Source organism: Actinomycetota bacterium (assembly GCA_040905475.1).
Lineage (GTDB): Bacteria > Actinomycetota > AC-67 > AC-67 > AC-67 > DATFGK01.
Map to the genome: position 1 here is coordinate 1 of JBBDRM010000075.1, position 17,833 is coordinate 17,833.

A 17,833-nucleotide genomic window follows, 5' to 3' on the forward strand; every position below is an offset into this window, starting at 1 on the left:
GGCGAGCGTCGTGATGTGTCCCTCGTCGAGGTGACACATCAGTCCGCCGTATCCGACCAGCGTCTTCCCCGAGTACGCGACCAGATAGTGACGCGATGTCCGCTGCGCCAGCTCCGAGAAGAACAGCGCCGCGCTCCACGGCCGCGGGTACACCGATCGCTCGATCCCGAGCACGTCCCGGACGTGCCGGCGCCGCATCGGCGACAGCACGATCGGAGACGGGTAGGGGGGCGGTTCGGCCGGTGCTCGCGCCATCAGTTCTCGCTCCCGGTCTCCACGGGGGGACCCTCGTCGGTCTTCCTCTTCGCTATCTTCACCCGATCGGGCCGCTTGATCACAACCCCCTGCCGATCCCAGGCGATCTCCGCGTCCGTCTTGCGTACATAGAGTGGTTCCAACTCGAGCAACGGGTCGGTGTCCTCGCGGATGAATCGCGGTATGGCGAGCTCGACCAACGCCGCCGCCGTAGGGAACGCCTGGGATTGCGAGGCGAACTCGGCGCGGGCCGCGTTCAGCTTGTCGCGATAGACCAGCGCTCCGCTGCCGACGAACAAGACCTCCTCGCCGCGGGCTTGAACCTCGCCGGCGAGCCTCCCGGGCGGCCAGGCCACGTACTCGGTGAGCCGCTGCACCCCTCCGGGAACCTGGCGGTAGAAGGCGCTGAAGACCTCACCGCGCCGGGCGTCGACGCACGCGCAGATGAGCCGCGGGGTGTAGCGCACCGAGTACGCCAGCAGGTCCAGCGACGGGATGCCGACGATCGGGATACGCAACGCCTGCGCCATGGTCTTCGCCGTCGTGACCCCGACGCGCATGCCGGTGAACAGTCCCGGCCCGACGCCGACCGCGATCCCGGCGAGCTGGCGCATCGGGATCTCCGCCTCGTCGAGGATGAAGCGGATCGCGGGAACGAGGAACTGCTCGTGGCCCTTGCCACGTCCGAGCAGCGCACTGGCGACGGTGCCTTGCTCGCTGCCGATGGCCGCCGACGACACCGCGGTCGACGTTTCGATCCCGAGCACGAGCATCAGGCGCTCTCCCCCGCCTTGCCGTTGCCGGAGTCCCATGCGGCCAGCACATGCTCGAGCTCGCGGAGGCGTCGCTCCCATGCCGGGCCGCGCCCGTGGAAGACGATCAGCCGCTCCTCGCCCGAGCCCCGGCGGATGTCGACCTCGAGCAGGGACGGCGGCAGGAGCGCCCCGACCGCGTCGCCCCACTCGATGAACACGACCCAGCGCGGGTCGAGGAACTCCTCGTAGCCGAGGTCGGTGAGCTCCTGGAGGTTGCTCAGCCGATAGACGTCGAGGTGCAAGATCGGGAACGTCCCCTGGTACTCCTTGACAAGGACGAACGAGGGACTGGTGACCCGGTCGGTCACGCCGAGCGCGGCGGCGGCGCCTTGGACGAAGCAGGTCTTGCCCGCGCCGAGGTCTCCGGAGAGCGCGACGACGTCCCCGGGCAGCATCACCGGCGCGACGGCCGCGGCGACGGCCTTCGTCTCGTCAGGAGTGTTCGTGCGACAGCGGATGCGTCTGCCCACGGGTCCTCATTGGGAGAAGAGACCGAGCTGCTCGCCGGGGTCCTCGATCGCCTCTTCCGGCGTCTCGTCGAGGATCTTGCGGATCAGCAGGAAGTCCTGCTCAACCTGCTGCATCTGAAGCCCTGCCGCACCGCCGCGCAGGATAGCCGCCGGGTGGAACGTCGGGATCAGCACGCGTCCTCGCCAGTCGAAGCGCTGCCCGCGCACCTTCGTGATGCCGACCTTGCGGCCGAGCAACAACTGGGTCGCGAAGTTTCCGAGCGTCGCGATCACCCTCGGATCGATGAGATCGATCTGCTCCTTGAGCCACGGTTTGCACGACTCGATCTCATCCGGCATCGGGTCGCGGTTGCCGGGTGGCCGGCATTTTAAGGTGTTGCAGATGTACACGTCTTCGCGACGAAGTCCGATGTCACTGAGGAGCTTCGTGAGGAGCTGCCCGGCCGCGCCCACGAACGGCTCCCCCTGCTTGTCCTCGTGGAAGCCGGGCGCCTCGCCGATGAACATGAGGTTGGCGGTGGGGTGACCGACGCCGAACACGACCTGCGTCCGGCCGGCGGCGAGCCGGCATTTGGTGCAGGTGAGCGCCTCTTGCTTGACCTCTTCGAGCGTCCGAGTCACCGATAGCCCCGGGCGCTGATTCTACGCGGCGTCCGCGCGACCCCCAAAGGTCTAACCGGCCACCGCCGGCACCCTGCTGAGGAAGCCGCGCAGCCGCGCGTTGAACGATTGCGGGCGCTCCAGCATCGACATGTGCCCCGCGTCCCGGATGACGGCGAGCTCGGCGCCTTTGATCGCTTTGGCCATCCGCTGGGCCCCGCCCGGCGGGCACAGACGGTCGTGCGAGCCCGACACGACCAGCGTCGGGACGTCGATCACGTCGAGCACCTTGGTGACGTCCAACCCGAGCAGGGTGGGCAGCAGGCTCGCCCAGACTTCGGTCGGCGTCTCGGCGAGCATCGAGTCGACGAACTCCACCAACGAGGGCATCGCCTTCGGCCCCAGCCCCATCGCCCGAACCGCCAGGTAGGCGAGGTCCCGCGAGCGGCCGCGGAGCCGGTCGACCCGTCCGGCGTTGGAGGCCAGTGCCCGAACGGCACCTTCCTGCACCATATTTATCGCTGCGCTCAGCCGCCGGGCGGCCCCCGGCAGCATCCCGCCCATCACATCGGCGGCGGTCGTGTTGACGAGCACGATCGCGCCGACGCGCGCGCCGATCTGCTCGGGGAACAGCTCTGCGAACTTGAGGACCGTCATGCCGCCCATGCTGTGGCCCACCAGCGCGACGGGATGGCTTCCACCGTGCGAGCGGATCACGTGTTCGAGATCGCGTGCCAGCGCCTCGAGCGACCAATCGCCCTCCCGCGCCTTCTCCGACCGGCCGTGGCCGCGCGCGTCGTACATCAGCACGCGGTGCGCCGGAGGCAGGTCGCGGATCTGGTAGTGCCACGTCGTGAGGTTCAGCGAGAAGCCGTGGACGAGCACGACCGTCGGGCCTCCGGCGGGCCCGGCCTGCTCGACGTGCAGCCGCGTCCCGTCGAATGAGGGCAACGGACCGATCGATTCGCCTCGCAAATCGCCGAACGGCTCTTTGGCCTCGGGGTCGGGGCGCTTGCGATCGCGTCCGACGAGATACCGCTCCGCCGTGAGGCCCACGGCCGCACCGGCGGCGAGCGCGCCCAGCAGCAGACCGCGGCGACGCTTCTTCGGATCCATGGATGCCTAGTCTAGGAATACGCGGTCGAGGCGCTGCGTAAGCAAGGTGACGACTTCGTAGTTGATCGTCCCGATCCGTCCGGCGACGTCTTCCGCGGCGATGCGTTCCGAACCCTGCGAGCCGATCAGCACGGCTTCGTCGCCGACCTCGCACGTGTCGGCGCCGAGGTCGGCCATGAAGGAATCCATGCACACCGTCCCGACGGTCGGGTATCGCTTGCCGCCGACGAGCACCTCCGCCTTGCCCGACAGCGCGCGCGCCCATCCGTCGGCGTATCCGAGCGGCAGCGATACGATCGTTCCGGGCCGCTCGAGCTTGTAGCGGAGCCCGTACGACACGCCCTCCCCCGCCGCGACGTGCTTCACCATCGCGATCTTCGCTTTCAAGGTGAGCGCCGGACTCAGCGGGACGATCCCCGCGAGCGCCGGCGCCGGCGTCAGGCCGTAGGTGGCGATCCCCACCCGCACGAGGTCGAAGTGGGCGTCCGGCCGCGTCAGCGCCGCGGCCGAGTTCCCCATGTGCTTGATCGGCGGGCTGATCCCCAGCGCGGCCAGCCGCTCGATCGCATCGTTGAATCGCTCGAGCTGCGTGTCGATGAACGGGTTGCCGGGGTCGTCGGCGAAAGCGAAATGCGAGAAGACGCCTTCGATATTGAGCCGCGGTTCGCTCGCGAGCGCCTTGGCGAATCCCTCGAGCTGCTCGTGCGGCACCCCCAGCCGGTTCAGGCCGGTGTCGACCTTGAGATGCACGGACACGCCAGTATTCGCGCGCTCGGCGGCTTCGCCGAGCGCCGCGATCCCCTGCTCGGTGAAAACGCTGGGCGTGAGACGGTGGCGGACCACGTCGTCGCCCCGGTCCGGCGGTGGCTCGTGCAGCAGGAGGATCGGAGCCTCGATGCCCGCCTCGCGCAGCCGGATCGCCTCGTCTACCAAGATCACGCCGAGCCACGACGCGCCGGCCCGCAGCGCGGCGATCGCGACCGGCACATCGCCGTGCCCGTACGCATTCGCCTTCACGACCGCGAGGTAGCCGGTCCGCGGCGTCAGATGCTCGATGATCGCGCGGACGTTGGCGCCGACGGCGCGCAGGTCGATCTCGACCCAGGCGGGGCGCGTCACCCGGCGACCTCGTGGAAGACCTCGGGGAGCAGCTCGATCAGCATCGACGCGTTCGCCGGATGTGGCGCGAAGCGCTCGGCCGCGAGATCGCCGGCGCGGCCGTGGATCCACGCGGCGGCCGCCGTAGTGAGCAGATCCGCACGCCCCTCGCCCACCTGCAGCTCCTGCGCCAGGAGCGCGGCGGTCAGCCCGGTCAGCACGTCGCCGGTTCCGCCTTGCGCAAGCGAAGGTCCCCCGCTTGGGTTGACGAACGAGACGCCCTCCCGGTCCGCGATGACGGTTCCCGGGCCTTTCAGGAGCACGACGGCTTGTAGCCGGGCCGCGGCATCTCTCGCGGCCGCGAGGCGATCGGCCTCGATCTCTTCGTCGGGCCGGCTCACGAGCCGGGAAAGCTCGCGCGTGTGCGGGGTCAGAACCTTCGACGCCGGGCTTCGCGCGACGAGCTCGGACGCGCCGGCGAACGCCGTGAGCGCGTCGGCGTCGAGCACGAGAGGCAGCTCCAGTTCGCTCACGAGCGCGCGGATGAGCTCGGCGGTGGCGGGGTGCGTGGACAGGCCGGGACCGAGAGCGGCGACGTGGAACTCGCCGAGCCGCGGCCGGAGCAGCTCGATGGCCTTGGGGTCGATCGTTCCGTCGCCCGTCTCCGGCAACGGGATCGCGGTGACCTCGGGCACGCGGCCGATGATCGTGGGAACGACCGACTCGGGCGCCGCGACCACCGTCAGCCCGGCGCCGCCGTGAACGCAGGCGCCCGCGGTCAGCGCGGCCGCCCCGGGGAGCCCACGCGAACCGACCACCAGCAGCACCGTCCCCACCCGCCGCTTGTTCGACGACGCCCGCCGTCTTGGCAGCAGCGCGCTCACGTCGGACGCCTCAAGCGCGGAAGCCGTCCCGGCCCGCAGGTCGTCGGGGATCCCTATGTCGGCGATCTCGACCCGGCCGGCGGCGGAACGTCCGGGCTCGAACAGCAGACCCGGCTTCAAGCCGCCGAGCGATACGGTCATTGCCGCGCGCACGGCCCGTCCGCCGACGAGCGCTCCGGTATCCGAGTCGACGCCGCTCGGCAGATCGACCGCGACGACGGGGACCGAACCAGACCCGAGATGTTCGATCGCCGGAGCGGCCGCACCCTCTGGGGTCCGCGACAGCCCGACTCCGAAGATCGCGTCGAGCAGGAGGTCCGCACGACTCAGCTCGCGACCGAGACGTTCGGGCCCGTGGATCCGCCCGGGGAACGCCTCCATCGCCTCGCGCGCGGCCCCTCGAAGATCGGTGCCCAGCAGCATGACCGCCGAGACGTGCGCGCCCCAGGACGTCAACCACCGGCCGGCCACCAGCCCGTCGCCGGCGTTGTTGCCCTTCCCACAGACGATCACGACGCGCCGCCCGTAGGTTCCGCCGAGCAGCTCGCGCGCGGCTCGCGCCACGGCGGATCCTGCGTTGCCCATCAGGGTCGCGGTCGATATCCCGCGCGCCTCGCACGCGGCGTCCTGGCGCCGCACGTCCTCCGCGGTCAGGACGGGGAGCACCGCTACTCCACGGTGACGCTCTTGGCGAGGTTCCGCGGCTGGTCCACGTCGCAGCCGCGCAGGACCGCGATCTCATACGCGAGCATCTGCAACGGAACGGCCACGAGCTCGGGGGTGAAGAGCTGGTGCACCTTCGGGACTTCGAGCACGTGATCGGCGTGCCGGCCGATCTCCGTGTCCCCCTCGGTCGCCACAGCGATCACGAGCGCGCCCCGCGCCTTCACCTCCTGAATGTTTGACAGCACCTTCTGGTACACGTGCGACTGGGTCGCGACCGCTACGACCGGCACGCCCGGCTCGACCAGCGCGATGGGCCCGTGCTTGAGCTCGCCGGCCGCGTACCCCTCGGCGTGCAGATACGAGATCTCTTTGAGCTTCAAAGCGCCTTCGAGGGCGATCGGGTAGCCGACGTGGCGGCCGAGGAACAGCACATCGCGCGCGTCGACGATCTCGCGTGCGATCGCGCGCACCGGCTCGCGAAGCGCGAGGGTGCGCTCGAGCAGCTCGGGCAGCCGTCCCATCTCGCGAACCAGATCCGCGATCTCTCCCGGGTACAACGTCGCGCGAACCTGCGCCAGATACAGCGCCATGAGCTTGAGCGCGACCATCTGCGTCTCGAAAGCCTTCGTCGAGGCGACGGCGATCTCGGGCCCGGCGTGCGTGTACAGGACCGCGTCGGAGGCGCGCGCGATCGACGACCCGACCACGTTCACGACGCTCATCAGCTTCGCGTGCTGGTCCTTCGCGTGGCGGACGGCCTCGAGCGAGTCGATCGTCTCGCCCGACTGCGACACCGCGATCACGAGCGTGTCGCGATCCAGCACGGGATCTCGGTAGCGGAACTCGCTCGAAAGCTCGATCTCACACGGGATACGGGTCCAGTGCTCGATCGCATACTTGGCGACCATCGCCGCGTGGTATGAGGAGCCGCACGCGACGACGAAGACCTTGTCTACCTCGCGGATGTCGGCCTCGTCCATGCGCAGCTCGTCGAGATGGAGCCGTCCGCTGATGGTGCGCCCGCGAAGCGTGTCGGCGACGGCGTCGGGCTGCTCGTAGATCTCCTTGAGCATGAAGTGGTCGAAGCCGGCCTTCTCGGCGGCCTGGAGGTCCCAGTCGACGTGGACCGCTTCGCCCTCGGCCGGCTCGCCGTCGAGCGTCGTGATCGTGTAGCCGTCGGCCGTGATCACGACGACCTGGTCGTCGTGGATGTGCACCATGTCGCGGGTGTACGGCAGCAGCGCCGGCGGGTCGCTCGCGAGCATCGTGCCGTGGTCCGCCTTGCCGACGAGCAGCGGCGAGGTGCGTTTCGCCGCCACGACGACGCCGGGATGGTCGGCCGAGACGACGGCGAGCGAGAACGCGCCGTCGAGCCGCTTCAGCGCCGAGCGGAACGCCGCGACGAGGTCGCCGTCGTAGGCCGCCTCGATCAGGTGGGCGATCGCCTCGGTGTCGGTCTCCGACTGGAGTACGTGACCCTCGCGCTCGAGCTCCTCACGCAGCTCCAGGAAGTTCTCGATGATGCCGTTGTGGATCAGCGCGATACGGCCGGTGCAGTCGCGGTGCGGGTGGGCGTTCGAGTCGTTCGGTCCGCCGTGTGTGGCCCAGCGGGTGTGGCCGATGCCGGTCGAGCCGGCGACGTCGCGGAGCGCCAGCTCCTTCTCGAGGATCTCGAGCTTGCCGGCCTTGCGGACCACGTCGATCTCGCCGTCGACGATCGCGACCCCGGCCGAGTCGTAGCCCCGGTACTCGAGCCGCGACAGCCCGTCCATCAGGATGGGAAGCGCCTGCTCGCTGCCGACGTAACCAACGATGCCGCACATGGTGTCCGCCCAGTGTACCGGCCCGGCCATGGGGCCTCGTTCAGCACTAGCTTTCGGAGATGCCTACCTCCCAGCGGCGTCAGACAAGGCTCGTCAAATGTGTCGTCACATTGTCTGACACGCTCGGACGCCCTTGGTCGGCGCTTCAGCGGCCGAGCGTCTCGCGCACGGTTTTCGCGATCCGCTCCGCGGCGGAGCGCGCGGCGTGCTCCGTGGTCGCCTCGACCATCACGCGGACCACCGCCTCGGTCCCTGAGGGCCGGACCAGCACCCGCCCGTCCAAGCCGAGCTCGTTCTCGACGCGAAGAACCTCGTCCCACACCGCGTCGGCGTGCTCGAGCCGCTCCTTCGCGACGTCACGCACGTTCATCAGTATCTGCGGCGCACGCGGCGCCAGCGCGGCGAGGGCCGACAACGGCTTGCCGCTCGACGCCATCAGGCCGAGCAGGCGTAGCGCGGTCAGGATCCCATCTCCGGTCGAATGCTTGTCGAGGAAGATCAAGTGGCCGGACTGCTCTCCGCCGATGATGATGCTCCGTTCGATCATGGCCTCGAGTACGTAGCGATCCCCGACCGCCGTCTCGACCACCTCGATCCCCGCCTCCGACATAGCGCGGCGGAAGCCGAGGTTGGCCATGACGGTCGACACCACGGCGTCGCCCGGCAGCGTTCCCTGCGCTTTCGCGTCCAGCGCGCACGCCGCGAGGATCTGGTCGCCGTCCACCAACTCTCCCCGCTCGTCCACCGCGACCAGCCGGTCGGCATCGCCGTCGTGCGCTATGCCGACCTGTGCGCCGCTCTCGACGACCGTCCGCTGCAGGAACTCTGGGTGCGTCGAGCCGCAACCGTCGTTGATGTTGCGGCCGTCGGGCAAGGCGAAGATCGCGGAGACGTCGGCGCCGGCGCGGCGATACGCCTCAGGAGCCACGTGGAACGCGGCGCCGTTCGCGCAGTCGACGACGACGCGCATCCCTTTCAGGTCGGGCGCGCCCTCGAGCAGGAAGTCGAGATACCGCTCTTCGGCGTCGGCCGCGTCCGCGCCGGAGCCGGGAGCGACCGCTTCCCCATCCCCACGCTCGATCACCGACTCGATCTGATCCTCGATCGCGTCGGGGAGCTTCATCCCGTCGAAGCCGAAGAACTTGATCCCGTTGTCGTCGGCGGCGTTGTGCGAGGCACTGATGACCGCACCGGCTTGACATCCGTAGGCGCCGGTGAGATAAGCGACGCCGGCGGTCGGGATGACCCCGGCGCGAAGCCCCTCACCGCCGGCGCGCGCGATGCCGGCGATGAGCGCTTCCTCGAGAGCGGGGCCGGACGCGCGCGTGTCGCGTCCGATCAACACCTTGGGTCGCGGATGGCCGCGCCCGAGCACGACGGCGGCCGCGTGACCGAGATCGGTTGCGAGCTCGACGGTGAGGTCATCGCCGAAACGGCCACGTACCCCGTCGGTGCCGAAGAGTCTGCCCATACCGGCTCCGTTTCGGAGTGGCGTCTCGGATGCCGCGGCTAGCGCTTGGAGAACTGCGGCGCCTTGCGAGCCTTCTTGAGGCCGTACTTGCGGCGCTCCTTGGCTCGCGCGTCCCGCGTCATCATGCCCCTGCGCTTCAGCTCGGGGCGCAGGGTCGGGTCGGCTTCGACCAGCGCGCGGGCGATGCCGTGACGGAGTGCGCCGGCCTGGCCGCTCATGCCGCCGCCCTCGATGCGCGCCCAGATGTCGTAGGCGTCGATCGTGTTCGTGAGCTTCAGCGGCTCGACCACGATCATGCGGAGCACCGGGCGCGGGAAGTAGTCCTCGAGTGTGCGACCGTTGAGCTTGAACTGGCCGGTTCCGGGGATCAGACGGACGCGCGCGACGGCTTCCTTGCGCCGTCCCGTCGCGCGGACGGTCTCGCCGAGTGTCGCCACGCCTAGGCTCCCTTCCGTTGGCCGTTGAGCATCGCCCGCGGCTGTGGATCCTGCGAGCCGTGCGGGTGCTCGGGCCCGTCGTAGACCTTGAGCTTGCGGAACATCGCGCGCCCGAGCCGGTTGTGCGGGAGCATCCCCCGTACGGCCTTTTCGACCGCGAACGAGGGGCGTGTTGCGAGCAGCTTGGTGTAGGGGATCTGCGTGATGCCGCCCGGGTAACCTGAGTGCCGCACGTACATCTTCTGCTCCGCCTTGTTTCCGGTCAGCTTCACGGACTTCGCGTTGATCACGATCACGTAGTCGCCGGTATCCGCATGCGGGGCGAAGATCGGCTTGTGCTTGCCGCGCAGCACATGGGCGATCTCGGCCGCGAGGCGGCCGAGCACCTGGCCGTCCGCATCGACGACCCACCAGGCGCGCTTGATATCAATTGGTTTAGGAGAGAAGGTCTTCACAGAGAAAAACCCCTGGTCAGCGGCCCTGAATGCTACCGGCGCCGGGGGGTGGGGTCAACCCGAACGGTGAGCGGGCATAGGCCACGGATCGAAGGATGAGCCCCTTCGCGGGCGCGACCGGCCCGGCGGCCGCTCGATCGCGCGCTGCGAGAGCTCTCCGAGCGTCCGACGCGGGCCGTTTGCCCCGGCCGACGTCGAGCAGCAGCCCAACGAGCGATCGCACCATCTGGTGGCAGAAGGAGTCGGCGATCACCCGGATCACCAGGCGCTCCGGCGCGGGCGCGGACATGGTGATCGCCCGCACCCGGCGCACCAACGAGCCCTCGCCGCGACGGCAGAACGACGAGAAGTCGTGCTCGCCGATGAACGCCTTCGCGGCTACACGCATCGCCTTTAGGTCGAGCGGCCCGGGGACGTGCACGGCGAAGCGATCCAAGAATGGGTCTGGGGGCGTCGAGCGGTACAGGTGGTACTCGTACTCGCGCCGCTTCGCGCTGAACCGCGCATCGAAAGAAGCGGAAACCGCGGCGGCCCCGCGGATCGACACTTCGGGCCCCAGCCGCCTGTTCAGCCGCGACGCCACCCACTCGGGATCGGTTCCGTCGGGAGCTTCGAACGAGACAACCTGCCCGGCGGCATGTACCCCCGCGTCCGTGCGCCCCGCACCGGTCGTGCGGATGGAGACGCGCAACAGCTGGGACAAGGATCCTTCGAGCAGGCCCTGAACCGTGCGCCGTGTCGGCTGGCGCGCGAAGCCGTGGAGGTCGGTACCGTCGTAGGCGACCAGGAGCGCGATCTTCGCGGCTATTCCTCTTCGGCTTCGCCGACGAAGGAGATCAGAGCCATCGGCGCGGCGTCGCCCTTACGCGGGCCGAGCTTCACGATCCGCGTGTAGCCGCCGTTGCGATCGGCGAACTGCGGCGCGATCTCGGCAAACAGCTTGTGCACGAGCTCGCGGTCGCGGACCGTTTTGAGCACGATGCGCCGGGCCGCCAGGTCCCCGCGCTTCGCGAAGGTCACCATGCGCTCGGCCAGCGGACGAAGCGCCTTAGCGCGAGCCTCGGTCGTCTTGATCTTGCCTTCGCGGATCAGCGCCTCGGTCAGGCCGGACAGCAACAGCTTCTGATGCGCCGGGCCGGAGCCCAGACGCGCGCCTTTCCTCGGCTTCGGCATGGTCTTCTCGGCTCCTCCTGGACGGCCTAGCTCTCGCGGAGGCTCATGCCCATCTCCGCGAGCTTGGCCTTCACCTCGTCGATCGACTTCTGGCCGAAGTTGCGGATGTCGAGCAGGTCCTGCTCGGTGCGCTGCACCAGATCGCCGACGGTGCCGACGCCCTCGCGCTTCAAGCAGTTGTACGAGCGAACCGAGAAGTCCAGCTCCTCGATCGGCAGCGCCAGCGTCGACGCTTGCGCCATGTCGTCCGGTGCCGGACCGAGCGTCAGCGCCTGCGCATCCTCCGACTGCTGCGCGACGAGACCGAGCAGCTCGACGAGGGTGCGACCTGCGGCCGCGAAGGCCTCCTTCGGCGTGATCGCGCCGTTGGTCTCGATGTCGAGGATGAGCTTGTCGTAGTTCGTCATCTGCTCGACACGCGTCGCCTCGACCGCGTAGGAAACCCGGCGCACCGGCGAGAAGATCGAGTCGATGGGGACAACGCCGATCGTGTCGCGGCCCTTCTTGTTCCGCTCGGCCGAGACGTACCCGCGACCGCGCTCGACGACCATCTCGATGTCGAGGCGGCTCTTCTTGTTGATCGTCGCGATGTGCTGGTCGGTGTTCAGCACCTCGACGCCGGTCGGGACGGTGATGTCCCCGGCCACGACGTCCTTCGGGCCTTGCACTCGCAGGTGGATCGCGACCGGCTCGTCGGAGTCGCTGCGAAGGACGAGCTCTTTGAGGTTGAGGATGACGTCGGTGACGTCCTCTTTCACGCCCTGGATCGTCGAGAACTCGTGGAGCACCGACTCGATCCGGATCTGCGTGACGGCAGCGCCGGGGATCGAGGACAGCAGGGTTCGGCGCAACGAGTTTCCGAGCGTGTAGCCGAAGCCCGGCTCGAGCGGCTCGATGATGAACTTGGTCCGGTTCTCGCTCGAGGTCGTTTCCTCGATGATCTGGGGCCTTTGGACGATAAGCAAGGGTGGAGCCTCCTTTACGGTCTTACTTCGAGTAGAGCTCGACGATCGCCGATTCCTGCACCGGGATGTCGACGTCGGCGCGGTTCGGAAGCGATCGGACGGTCGCCTTGACGGTGTCGCGGTCCACTTCCAGCCACGAGGCCGGCGACCGGTTCTCGTTCACGGCGATCGAGTGCAGCACGGGTTGCAAGCGGCGGCTCTTCTCGGCCACTTGGATGGTGTCGCCGACGCGGACGTGCGCCGACGGGATCGAAAGACGCTTGCCGTTCACCTCGACGTGGCCATGACGCACGATCTGGCGCGCCTGGTCTCGCGAAAGCGCGAAGCCGGCGCGGAAGACCACGTTGTCGAGGCGCGTCTCCAGAAGCCTGAGCAGATTCTCGCCGGTGACGCCCTTCATCTTCGCGGCCTCGCCGTAGTAGTTACGGAACTGCCGCTCGAGCACCCCGTAGATGCGACGCGCCTTCTGCTTCTCGCGCAGCTGCATGAGGTACTCGGTTTCCTTCGTCCGCGAACGGCCGTGCTCGCCCGGCGGGAACGGGCGCTTCTCGATCGGGCACTTCGGCGTCTCGCATTTGGTGCCCTTGAGGAACAGCTTGATCTTCTCGCGGCGGCAAAGCTTGCAGTCCGCGTCCGTGTAGCGCGCCACTTACACCCTCCTCCGGCGCGGAGGCCTGCAGCCGTTGTGCGGCACCGGCGTCACGTCCGCGATCTGGTTTATCTCGAGCCCGGCTGCGGCGAGCGAGCGGATCGCCGTCTCACGCCCCGAGCCGGGGCCCTTCACGAACACGTCCACGCGCTTCACGCCGTGCTCCATCGCGCGCTTCGCGGCTGCTTCCGCGGCGAGCTGCGCAGCGAACGGAGTCGACTTGCGCGACCCTTTGAAGCCCACGTTGCCGCTCGAGGCCCACGAGATCGTGTTCCCCACCGGGTCGGTTATCGTGACGATCGTGTTGTTGAACGTGGACTGGATGTGCGCGTGCGCGCTGGGGATGTTCTTCTTCTCCCTGCGCTTCGGCTTCTTGGGCTTCGCCACTCGACCTCCGTCTGGTTACTTCTTCGCCCGAACCTTCTTGGAGCCGGCCACGGTCTTCTTGGGACCCTTCCGGGTCCGCGCGTTCGTGTGCGTCCGCTGACCGCGAACCGGGAGGCCTCGGCGGTGACGGATCCCCTGGTAGCAGCCGATCTCGATCTTGCGCTTGATGTTCTGGGAGACCTCGCGACGGAGGTCACCTTCGATCTTGTAGTTCGCGTCGATCCACTCGCGCAGCCGAACGATCTCGTCGTCGGACAGATCGCGCACACGCGTCGATGGGTTCACCTGAGTCGCCTCGAGCGTCTTGCGCGCGAGCGTGGGACCGACGCCGAAGATGTACGTCAGACCGATCTCGACGCGCCTGTCGCGCGGGAGGTCGACACCTGCGATACGGGCCATCCGCCTACCCCTGCCTCTGCTTGTGTCTTGGATTCGTGCAGATCACGAGCACCACCCGGCCACGCCGAACGATCTTGCATTTCTCACACATCTTGCGCACGCTCGGACGAACCTTCACTCCGCTCTCCCCACCACAATCGCCCGGTCCGGTTCACGGGCGCGGTCGACTAACAGACAGGCTCTGGAACCAAACGCGCAGTATAGCAGGGGTATGCCCGGGCTCCAACCGGCGCGCCGCGGTCGCGTCACGCGGCGATCCTTCCGTCGGGGTCGGTGAGCACCCATGGACCATCCGCGGTGACGGCCACCGTGTGCTCGAAGTGCGCGGACAGTGAACCATCTAGGGTGACGACCGTCCATCCGTCGGGAAGCAGTCGCGTGGCGAACTCGCCCACGTTGACCATGGGCTCGATGGCCACAACCAGGCCTTCCGTGAGCTTGTACCCCTTCCCCGGGGTGCCGTAGTTGGGAACCGGCGGCTCCTCATGCAGCGACCGGCCGACCCCGTGTCCAACGTATTCGCGGACGACCGAGAAGCCCGCGCCCTCGGCGATGGTCTGGACCGCCGCCCCGATGTCCCCGAGCCGCCGTAACGGCCGGGCCTCGGCTAAGCCGGCCCACAGGGCCCGTTCGGTCGCCTCGATGAGCTTCGAGGCCTCCGGCGAGGGCTCGCCCACCGGGACGGTGACCGCCGAGTCGGCGTGGAAGCCGTCGACGACGGCGCCGACGTCGAGCTTCACGAGGTCGCCCTCTTTCAGCACCCGCGTGCCGGGGATGCCGTGCACGATCTCGTCGTTGACCGAGGTGCAGATCGTGGCCGGGAACCCCCGGTAGCCGAGGAACGACGGCTTGGCGCCCCGGCCCTCGATCACTCTCGCGGCGACGGCATCCAGGTCGGCCGTGGTCAGACCCGGCCGGATGGCGTGTCGCGTTGCCGCGATAGCGGCGGCGACGACCTCGCCGGCCCGGCGCATCGTGGAGATCTCGGCAGCGCTCTTGATGATGATCACGAGCTCCTCCCGGCCATGTCATCCAGCTCGCCGACCATGCGCTCGAGGACCTCATCCTTGGAGCCTGCGCCTTGAACCGTTCTCAGGATCCCGCGGTCCTCGTAGTACTTGATCAGCGGATGGGTCTGCCGCTTGAAGACCCCGAGACGTTGCAGGATCACCTCGGGCCGGTCGTCGTCGCGAGTGATCAGCGGCGAGCCGTCCCGGTCGCACTTCATCTCGTCCTTCGGCGGGCTCGCGAGGAGGTTGTACGTCCGGCCGCAGGTCGGACACGATGCGCGTGCCGACAGCCGGAGCACGATCAGCTCGTCCGGGACTTCGAGGTAGAGCACGCCGTCGATCTTGTGACCGATCTCCGCGAGGATATCGTCGAGGGATTCCGCCTGCGGAAGTGTCCGCGGGAAGCCGTCCATGACGAACCCGGCGCGCGCATCCTCCTGAGCGAGACGGATCTTCAGCAGCTCCAGCACGAGGTCGTCGGGGACCAGTTCGCCCTCATCCATGTAGGACTTCGCCCGCTGACCGATGTCGGTCTGCCATGCCACGACGAAGCGCAGGATGTCTCCGGTCGACACGTGCGGCACGTCATAGCGCTCCGCCAGCTGGACCGCTTGGGTGCCCTTTCCTGCCCCGGGAGGGCCGAGGAGAACGATCCGCACCAGGCGCCTACTTGAGGAATCCCTCGTAATGCCGCATCAAGAGCTGCGATTCCAGCTGCTTCATCGTTTCCAGGCCCACGCCGACGACGATGAGCACCGCCGCCCCTCCGAATGGGAACGCACTGATGTCCCAGAGGCCTTGGACGATGAACGGCAGGACCGCGATCGTGCCCAGGAAGGCGGATCCGGGCAGCGTGATGCGCGTGAGGATGTGGTCGAGATACTCGGCGGTCGGACGTCCGGGGCGGATACCGGGGATGAACCCGCCGTACTTCTTCATGTTGTCGGCCACGTCCACCGGGTTGAACGTGATCGCCGTGTAGAAATAGGTGAAGAAGATGATGAGAAGGAAGTACGTGACGATGTAGAGCGGCTGGTCGCCGCCGCCGGCGAGGTTGGTGTCCACCCACGCCTTGAATCCCTCGTTCTGCACGATGGTCGCGGCCAGGACCGGCAGGTACAGCAACGACGACGCGAAGATGATCGGGATGACGCCGGCCTGATTGACCTTCAGCGGGATGTACGTGGACGAGCCGCCGTACAGCTTCCGCCCAACAACACGTTTCGCGTATTGCACCGGGATCCGCCTTTGAGCCTGTTCCACGAGTACCACCGCCACCACGATCCCGACCCCGAGCGCGGCGACCACCGCCGTCTTGAACCCCTTCGCCTGCGCGTAGATCGCGGCGCTCTCGGCAGGGAAGCGCGAGATGATGGACGCGAAGATCAGGATCGACATGCCGTTCCCGATGCCGCGCTGCGTGACCAGCTCGCCGAGCCACATGATCATCGCCGTGCCCGCGGTGAGCGTCAGCACGACCAGGAACGTCTTGCCGGCGGTCAGGTCGGGGAAGAAGTCGCGGATCGGCTGGCCGCCCGCGCTGAACAGACGTCCGGAGTTCGCCGTGACCACGATGCCGAGCGACTGCAGCAAGGCCAGAACCACGGTCATGTAGCGCGTGTACTGCGTGATCTTCTTCTGCCCCTGCTCGCCCTCCTTCGCGTACGCCTCGAGCCGGGGGATCACGACGGTCAGCAGCTGCATGATGATCGACGAGGTGATGTACGGCATGATCCCGAGCGCGAAGATCGCGAAGTTGGTGAGGGCGCCGCCCGAGAACAGGTTGATGAGGCCGTAGATGCCGCCCTGCGCAGCCTCGCGTTGGACCTCCTCGACCTTGTTGAAGTCGATGCCCGGTAGCGGGATGTGGGAACCGAGGCGGTAGACCGCGATGACGGCCAGCGTGAACAGGATCTTCTTTCGAAGGTCCGGGATCTTGAAGGCGTTCCGGAAGGCACTTAGCACTAGATGACCTCCGCCTGTCCTCCGGCTTGCTCGATCTTCGTTCGAGCACTCGCCGAGAACGCATGCGCACGCACGGTCAGCTGGGTCGAAAGCTCGCCGCGCCCCAATATCTTGACAGGCGCCCGGCGCTTACGCACGAGGCCGCGAGCCGCCAGCGCTGCCGGGTCGACCACGGCACCCGTTTCGAAGGCGTTGAGCCGTTCCACGTTCACCGGGGAGAACTCCACGCGGTTCCGGTTGACGAAGCCGCCCAGCTTGGGGAGCCGGCGCTGCAAGGGCATCTGGCCGCCTTCGAAGCCGCGCGGCAACGTGTTGCGAGCGTAGGTTCCCTTCGAGCCGCGACCCGAGGTCTTGCCTTTGCCGGACCCGGTCCCGCGACCGACGCGCGTGCGCTTACGATGCGCTCCCGGTGCCGGCTTCAGATGATGAAGCTTCACGTGCCTACGCCTCCTCGACCGTCACGAGATGCAAGACCTTCTTGAGCATGCCTCGCACCTCGGGACGATCGTCGCGGACCACCGATTGGCGGATCTTCTTCAGCCCGAGTGACCGTACCGTGGCTCGCTGGTCCTGCGTGGTTCCCACGAGCCCACGGACGAGCGTGATCTTCAGCGCGCTCACGACCCATCCCCGTCCTTACCAACGACGGCCTCGAGCAGCCGGCGAGGGGCGACGTGGTCGAGCGGCAGATCGCGGATGCGCGCGACGTCCTGCGGGCTGCGAAGCTCCTTCAACCCCGCGACGGCCGCGTGAACCATGTTGATCGGGTTCTCGCTACCGAGCGACTTCGACAGCACATCCGCGATACCGGCGCACTCCATCACGGCGCGCACCGGCCCACCAGCGATGACCCCGGTACCGGGCGCCGCGGGCTTGAGGAGCACGCGACCCGCTCCGGCGATCCCCATCACCTCGTGCGGAAGCGTCGTCCCGACCATCGGGACGGAGAACATGGAGCGCTTGGCGATGTCCACGCCCTTCTGGATCGCCAGCGGTACCTCTTTGGCCTTGCCGTAGCCGACGCCGACGCGGCCCGACCCATCGCCGACCACGACGAGCGCGGTGAACGAGAACCGCCGGCCACCTTTGACCACTTTGGCCACGCGGTTGATCGAAACCACTCGCTCCTCGAGCTGCGGCTTGCCGGCCTCCTCGGGCCCTCCAGATCTGCGTCGTTCGACCACTCCATCGCCTC

General features: G+C 68.1%; 23 protein-coding genes and 1 pseudogene. All 24 read right to left on the reverse strand.

What is annotated here, in order from left to right; translation table 11 throughout:
- A partial coding sequence (locus WEB06_07725) for a ribosomal-protein-alanine N-acetyltransferase (GenBank protein MEX2555504.1) occupies positions 1–255 on the reverse strand: 255 nt, incomplete at its 3' end.
- Positions 255–1,067 (reverse strand): tRNA (adenosine(37)-N6)-threonylcarbamoyltransferase complex dimerization subunit type 1 TsaB, encoded by an 813-nt coding sequence (tsaB, locus tag WEB06_07730; GenBank protein ID MEX2555505.1) that lies wholly within the window; start codon positions 1,065–1,067, stop codon positions 255–257. The genes tsaB and WEB06_07725, both read right to left, overlap by 1 nt.
- The gene (gene tsaE / locus WEB06_07735) at positions 1,028–1,540 is read right to left on the reverse strand and encodes a tRNA (adenosine(37)-N6)-threonylcarbamoyltransferase complex ATPase subunit type 1 TsaE (GenBank protein ID MEX2555506.1); all 513 of its coding nucleotides are present in this window, start codon (positions 1,538–1,540) and stop codon (positions 1,028–1,030) included. Before tsaE ends, tsaB begins: the two co-directional genes overlap by 40 nt.
- 6 nt (positions 1,541–1,546) lie before the next feature.
- Complete coding sequence (locus WEB06_07740; GenBank protein ID MEX2555507.1) at positions 1,547–2,161, reverse strand: uracil-DNA glycosylase; 615 nt, start codon at positions 2,159–2,161, stop codon at positions 1,547–1,549.
- A 51-nt stretch (positions 2,162–2,212) separates the two neighbouring features.
- The gene (locus WEB06_07745) at positions 2,213–3,256 is read right to left on the reverse strand and encodes an alpha/beta hydrolase (protein MEX2555508.1); all 1,044 of its coding nucleotides are present in this window, start codon (positions 3,254–3,256) and stop codon (positions 2,213–2,215) included.
- 6 nt (positions 3,257–3,262) lie between these two features.
- Positions 3,263–4,375 carry an alanine racemase gene (gene alr / locus WEB06_07750; protein ID MEX2555509.1) on the reverse strand — a complete coding sequence of 371 codons (1,113 nt, stop codon included), beginning with the start codon at positions 4,373–4,375 and terminating at the stop codon, positions 3,263–3,265.
- Positions 4,372–5,904, reverse strand: coding sequence for an NAD(P)H-hydrate dehydratase (locus tag WEB06_07755; protein MEX2555510.1), 1,533 nt, complete (start codon positions 5,902–5,904; stop codon positions 4,372–4,374). Before WEB06_07755 ends, alr begins: the two co-directional genes overlap by 4 nt.
- Before the next feature lie 2 nt (positions 5,905–5,906).
- Complete coding sequence (gene glmS, locus WEB06_07760) at positions 5,907–7,727, reverse strand: glutamine--fructose-6-phosphate transaminase (isomerizing) (protein ID MEX2555511.1); 1,821 nt, start codon at positions 7,725–7,727, stop codon at positions 5,907–5,909.
- Positions 7,728–7,872: 145 nt separating this feature from the next.
- Positions 7,873–9,198 (reverse strand): phosphoglucosamine mutase, encoded by a 1,326-nt coding sequence (gene glmM / locus WEB06_07765; protein MEX2555512.1) that lies wholly within the window; start codon positions 9,196–9,198, stop codon positions 7,873–7,875.
- Between the two features lie 38 nt (positions 9,199–9,236).
- Positions 9,237–9,635: a 30S ribosomal protein S9 gene (gene rpsI / locus WEB06_07770; protein MEX2555513.1), complete on the reverse strand. Its 399-nt coding sequence runs from the start codon at positions 9,633–9,635 to the stop codon at positions 9,237–9,239.
- Positions 9,636–9,637: 2 nt separating this feature from the next.
- Positions 9,638–10,090: a 50S ribosomal protein L13 gene (gene rplM / locus WEB06_07775; protein MEX2555514.1), complete on the reverse strand. Its 453-nt coding sequence runs from the start codon at positions 10,088–10,090 to the stop codon at positions 9,638–9,640.
- 16 nt (positions 10,091–10,106) lie between these two features.
- Complete coding sequence (truA, locus tag WEB06_07780; protein ID MEX2555515.1) at positions 10,107–10,898, reverse strand: tRNA pseudouridine(38-40) synthase TruA; 792 nt, start codon at positions 10,896–10,898, stop codon at positions 10,107–10,109.
- A gap of 17 nt (positions 10,899–10,915) precedes the next feature.
- A pseudogene (gene rplQ, locus WEB06_07785) lies at positions 10,916–11,263 on the reverse strand (50S ribosomal protein L17).
- Positions 11,264–11,289: 26 nt separating this feature from the next.
- On the reverse strand, positions 11,290–12,228 hold the full coding sequence (locus tag WEB06_07790) for a DNA-directed RNA polymerase subunit alpha (protein ID MEX2555516.1): 939 nt from the start codon (positions 12,226–12,228) through the stop codon (positions 11,290–11,292).
- A gap of 22 nt (positions 12,229–12,250) precedes the next feature.
- Positions 12,251–12,877 carry a 30S ribosomal protein S4 gene (gene rpsD, locus WEB06_07795; protein MEX2555517.1) on the reverse strand — a complete coding sequence of 209 codons (627 nt, stop codon included), beginning with the start codon at positions 12,875–12,877 and terminating at the stop codon, positions 12,251–12,253.
- Positions 12,878–13,264: a 30S ribosomal protein S11 gene (gene rpsK, locus WEB06_07800; protein MEX2555518.1), complete on the reverse strand. Its 387-nt coding sequence runs from the start codon at positions 13,262–13,264 to the stop codon at positions 12,878–12,880.
- 15 nt (positions 13,265–13,279) lie between these two features.
- Positions 13,280–13,663 carry a 30S ribosomal protein S13 gene (gene rpsM, locus WEB06_07805; GenBank protein MEX2555519.1) on the reverse strand — a complete coding sequence of 128 codons (384 nt, stop codon included), beginning with the start codon at positions 13,661–13,663 and terminating at the stop codon, positions 13,280–13,282.
- A gap of 4 nt (positions 13,664–13,667) precedes the next feature.
- Positions 13,668–13,781, reverse strand: coding sequence for a 50S ribosomal protein L36 (gene rpmJ, locus WEB06_07810; protein MEX2555520.1), 114 nt, complete (start codon positions 13,779–13,781; stop codon positions 13,668–13,670).
- 127 nt (positions 13,782–13,908) lie between these two features.
- On the reverse strand, positions 13,909–14,673 hold the full coding sequence (map, locus tag WEB06_07815) for a type I methionyl aminopeptidase (GenBank protein MEX2555521.1): 765 nt from the start codon (positions 14,671–14,673) through the stop codon (positions 13,909–13,911).
- The gene (locus tag WEB06_07820) at positions 14,670–15,332 is read right to left on the reverse strand and encodes an adenylate kinase (protein ID MEX2555522.1); all 663 of its coding nucleotides are present in this window, start codon (positions 15,330–15,332) and stop codon (positions 14,670–14,672) included. The genes map and WEB06_07820 overlap by 4 nt, the downstream gene beginning before the upstream one ends.
- 7 nt (positions 15,333–15,339) lie before the next feature.
- Positions 15,340–16,638, reverse strand: coding sequence for a preprotein translocase subunit SecY (secY, locus tag WEB06_07825; GenBank protein MEX2555523.1), 1,299 nt, complete (start codon positions 16,636–16,638; stop codon positions 15,340–15,342).
- Positions 16,638–17,075, reverse strand: a complete 438-nt coding sequence (gene rplO, locus WEB06_07830) for a 50S ribosomal protein L15 (protein ID MEX2555524.1) — start codon at positions 17,073–17,075, stop codon at positions 16,638–16,640. The genes secY and rplO overlap by 1 nt, the downstream gene beginning before the upstream one ends.
- A gap of 4 nt (positions 17,076–17,079) precedes the next feature.
- Entirely contained in the window at positions 17,080–17,259 is a 180-nt protein-coding gene (rpmD, locus tag WEB06_07835) for a 50S ribosomal protein L30 (GenBank protein MEX2555525.1), read from the reverse strand.
- Positions 17,256–17,822: a 30S ribosomal protein S5 gene (gene rpsE / locus WEB06_07840; GenBank protein MEX2555526.1), complete on the reverse strand. Its 567-nt coding sequence runs from the start codon at positions 17,820–17,822 to the stop codon at positions 17,256–17,258. Before rpsE ends, rpmD begins: the two co-directional genes overlap by 4 nt.
- Between the last annotated feature and the right edge of the window lie 11 nt (positions 17,823–17,833).

Bases quoted from the DNA above. Each gene is read 5' to 3' on its own strand.
- tsaB (MEX2555505.1), bottom strand. From the start codon at position 1,067: ATGGGACTCCGGCAACGGCAAGGCGGGGGAGAGCGCCTGATGCTCGTG.
- glmS (MEX2555511.1), bottom strand. From the start codon at position 7,727: ATGTGCGGCATCGTTGGTTACGTCGGCAGCGAGCAGGCGCTTCCCATC.
- glmM (MEX2555512.1), bottom strand. From the start codon at position 9,198: ATGGGCAGACTCTTCGGCACCGACGGGGTACGTGGCCGTTTCGGCGAT.
- WEB06_07745 (MEX2555508.1), bottom strand. From the start codon at position 3,256: ATGGATCCGAAGAAGCGTCGCCGCGGTCTGCTGCTGGGCGCGCTCGCC.
- rpsM (MEX2555519.1), bottom strand. From the start codon at position 13,663: ATGGCCCGTATCGCAGGTGTCGACCTCCCGCGCGACAGGCGCGTCGAG.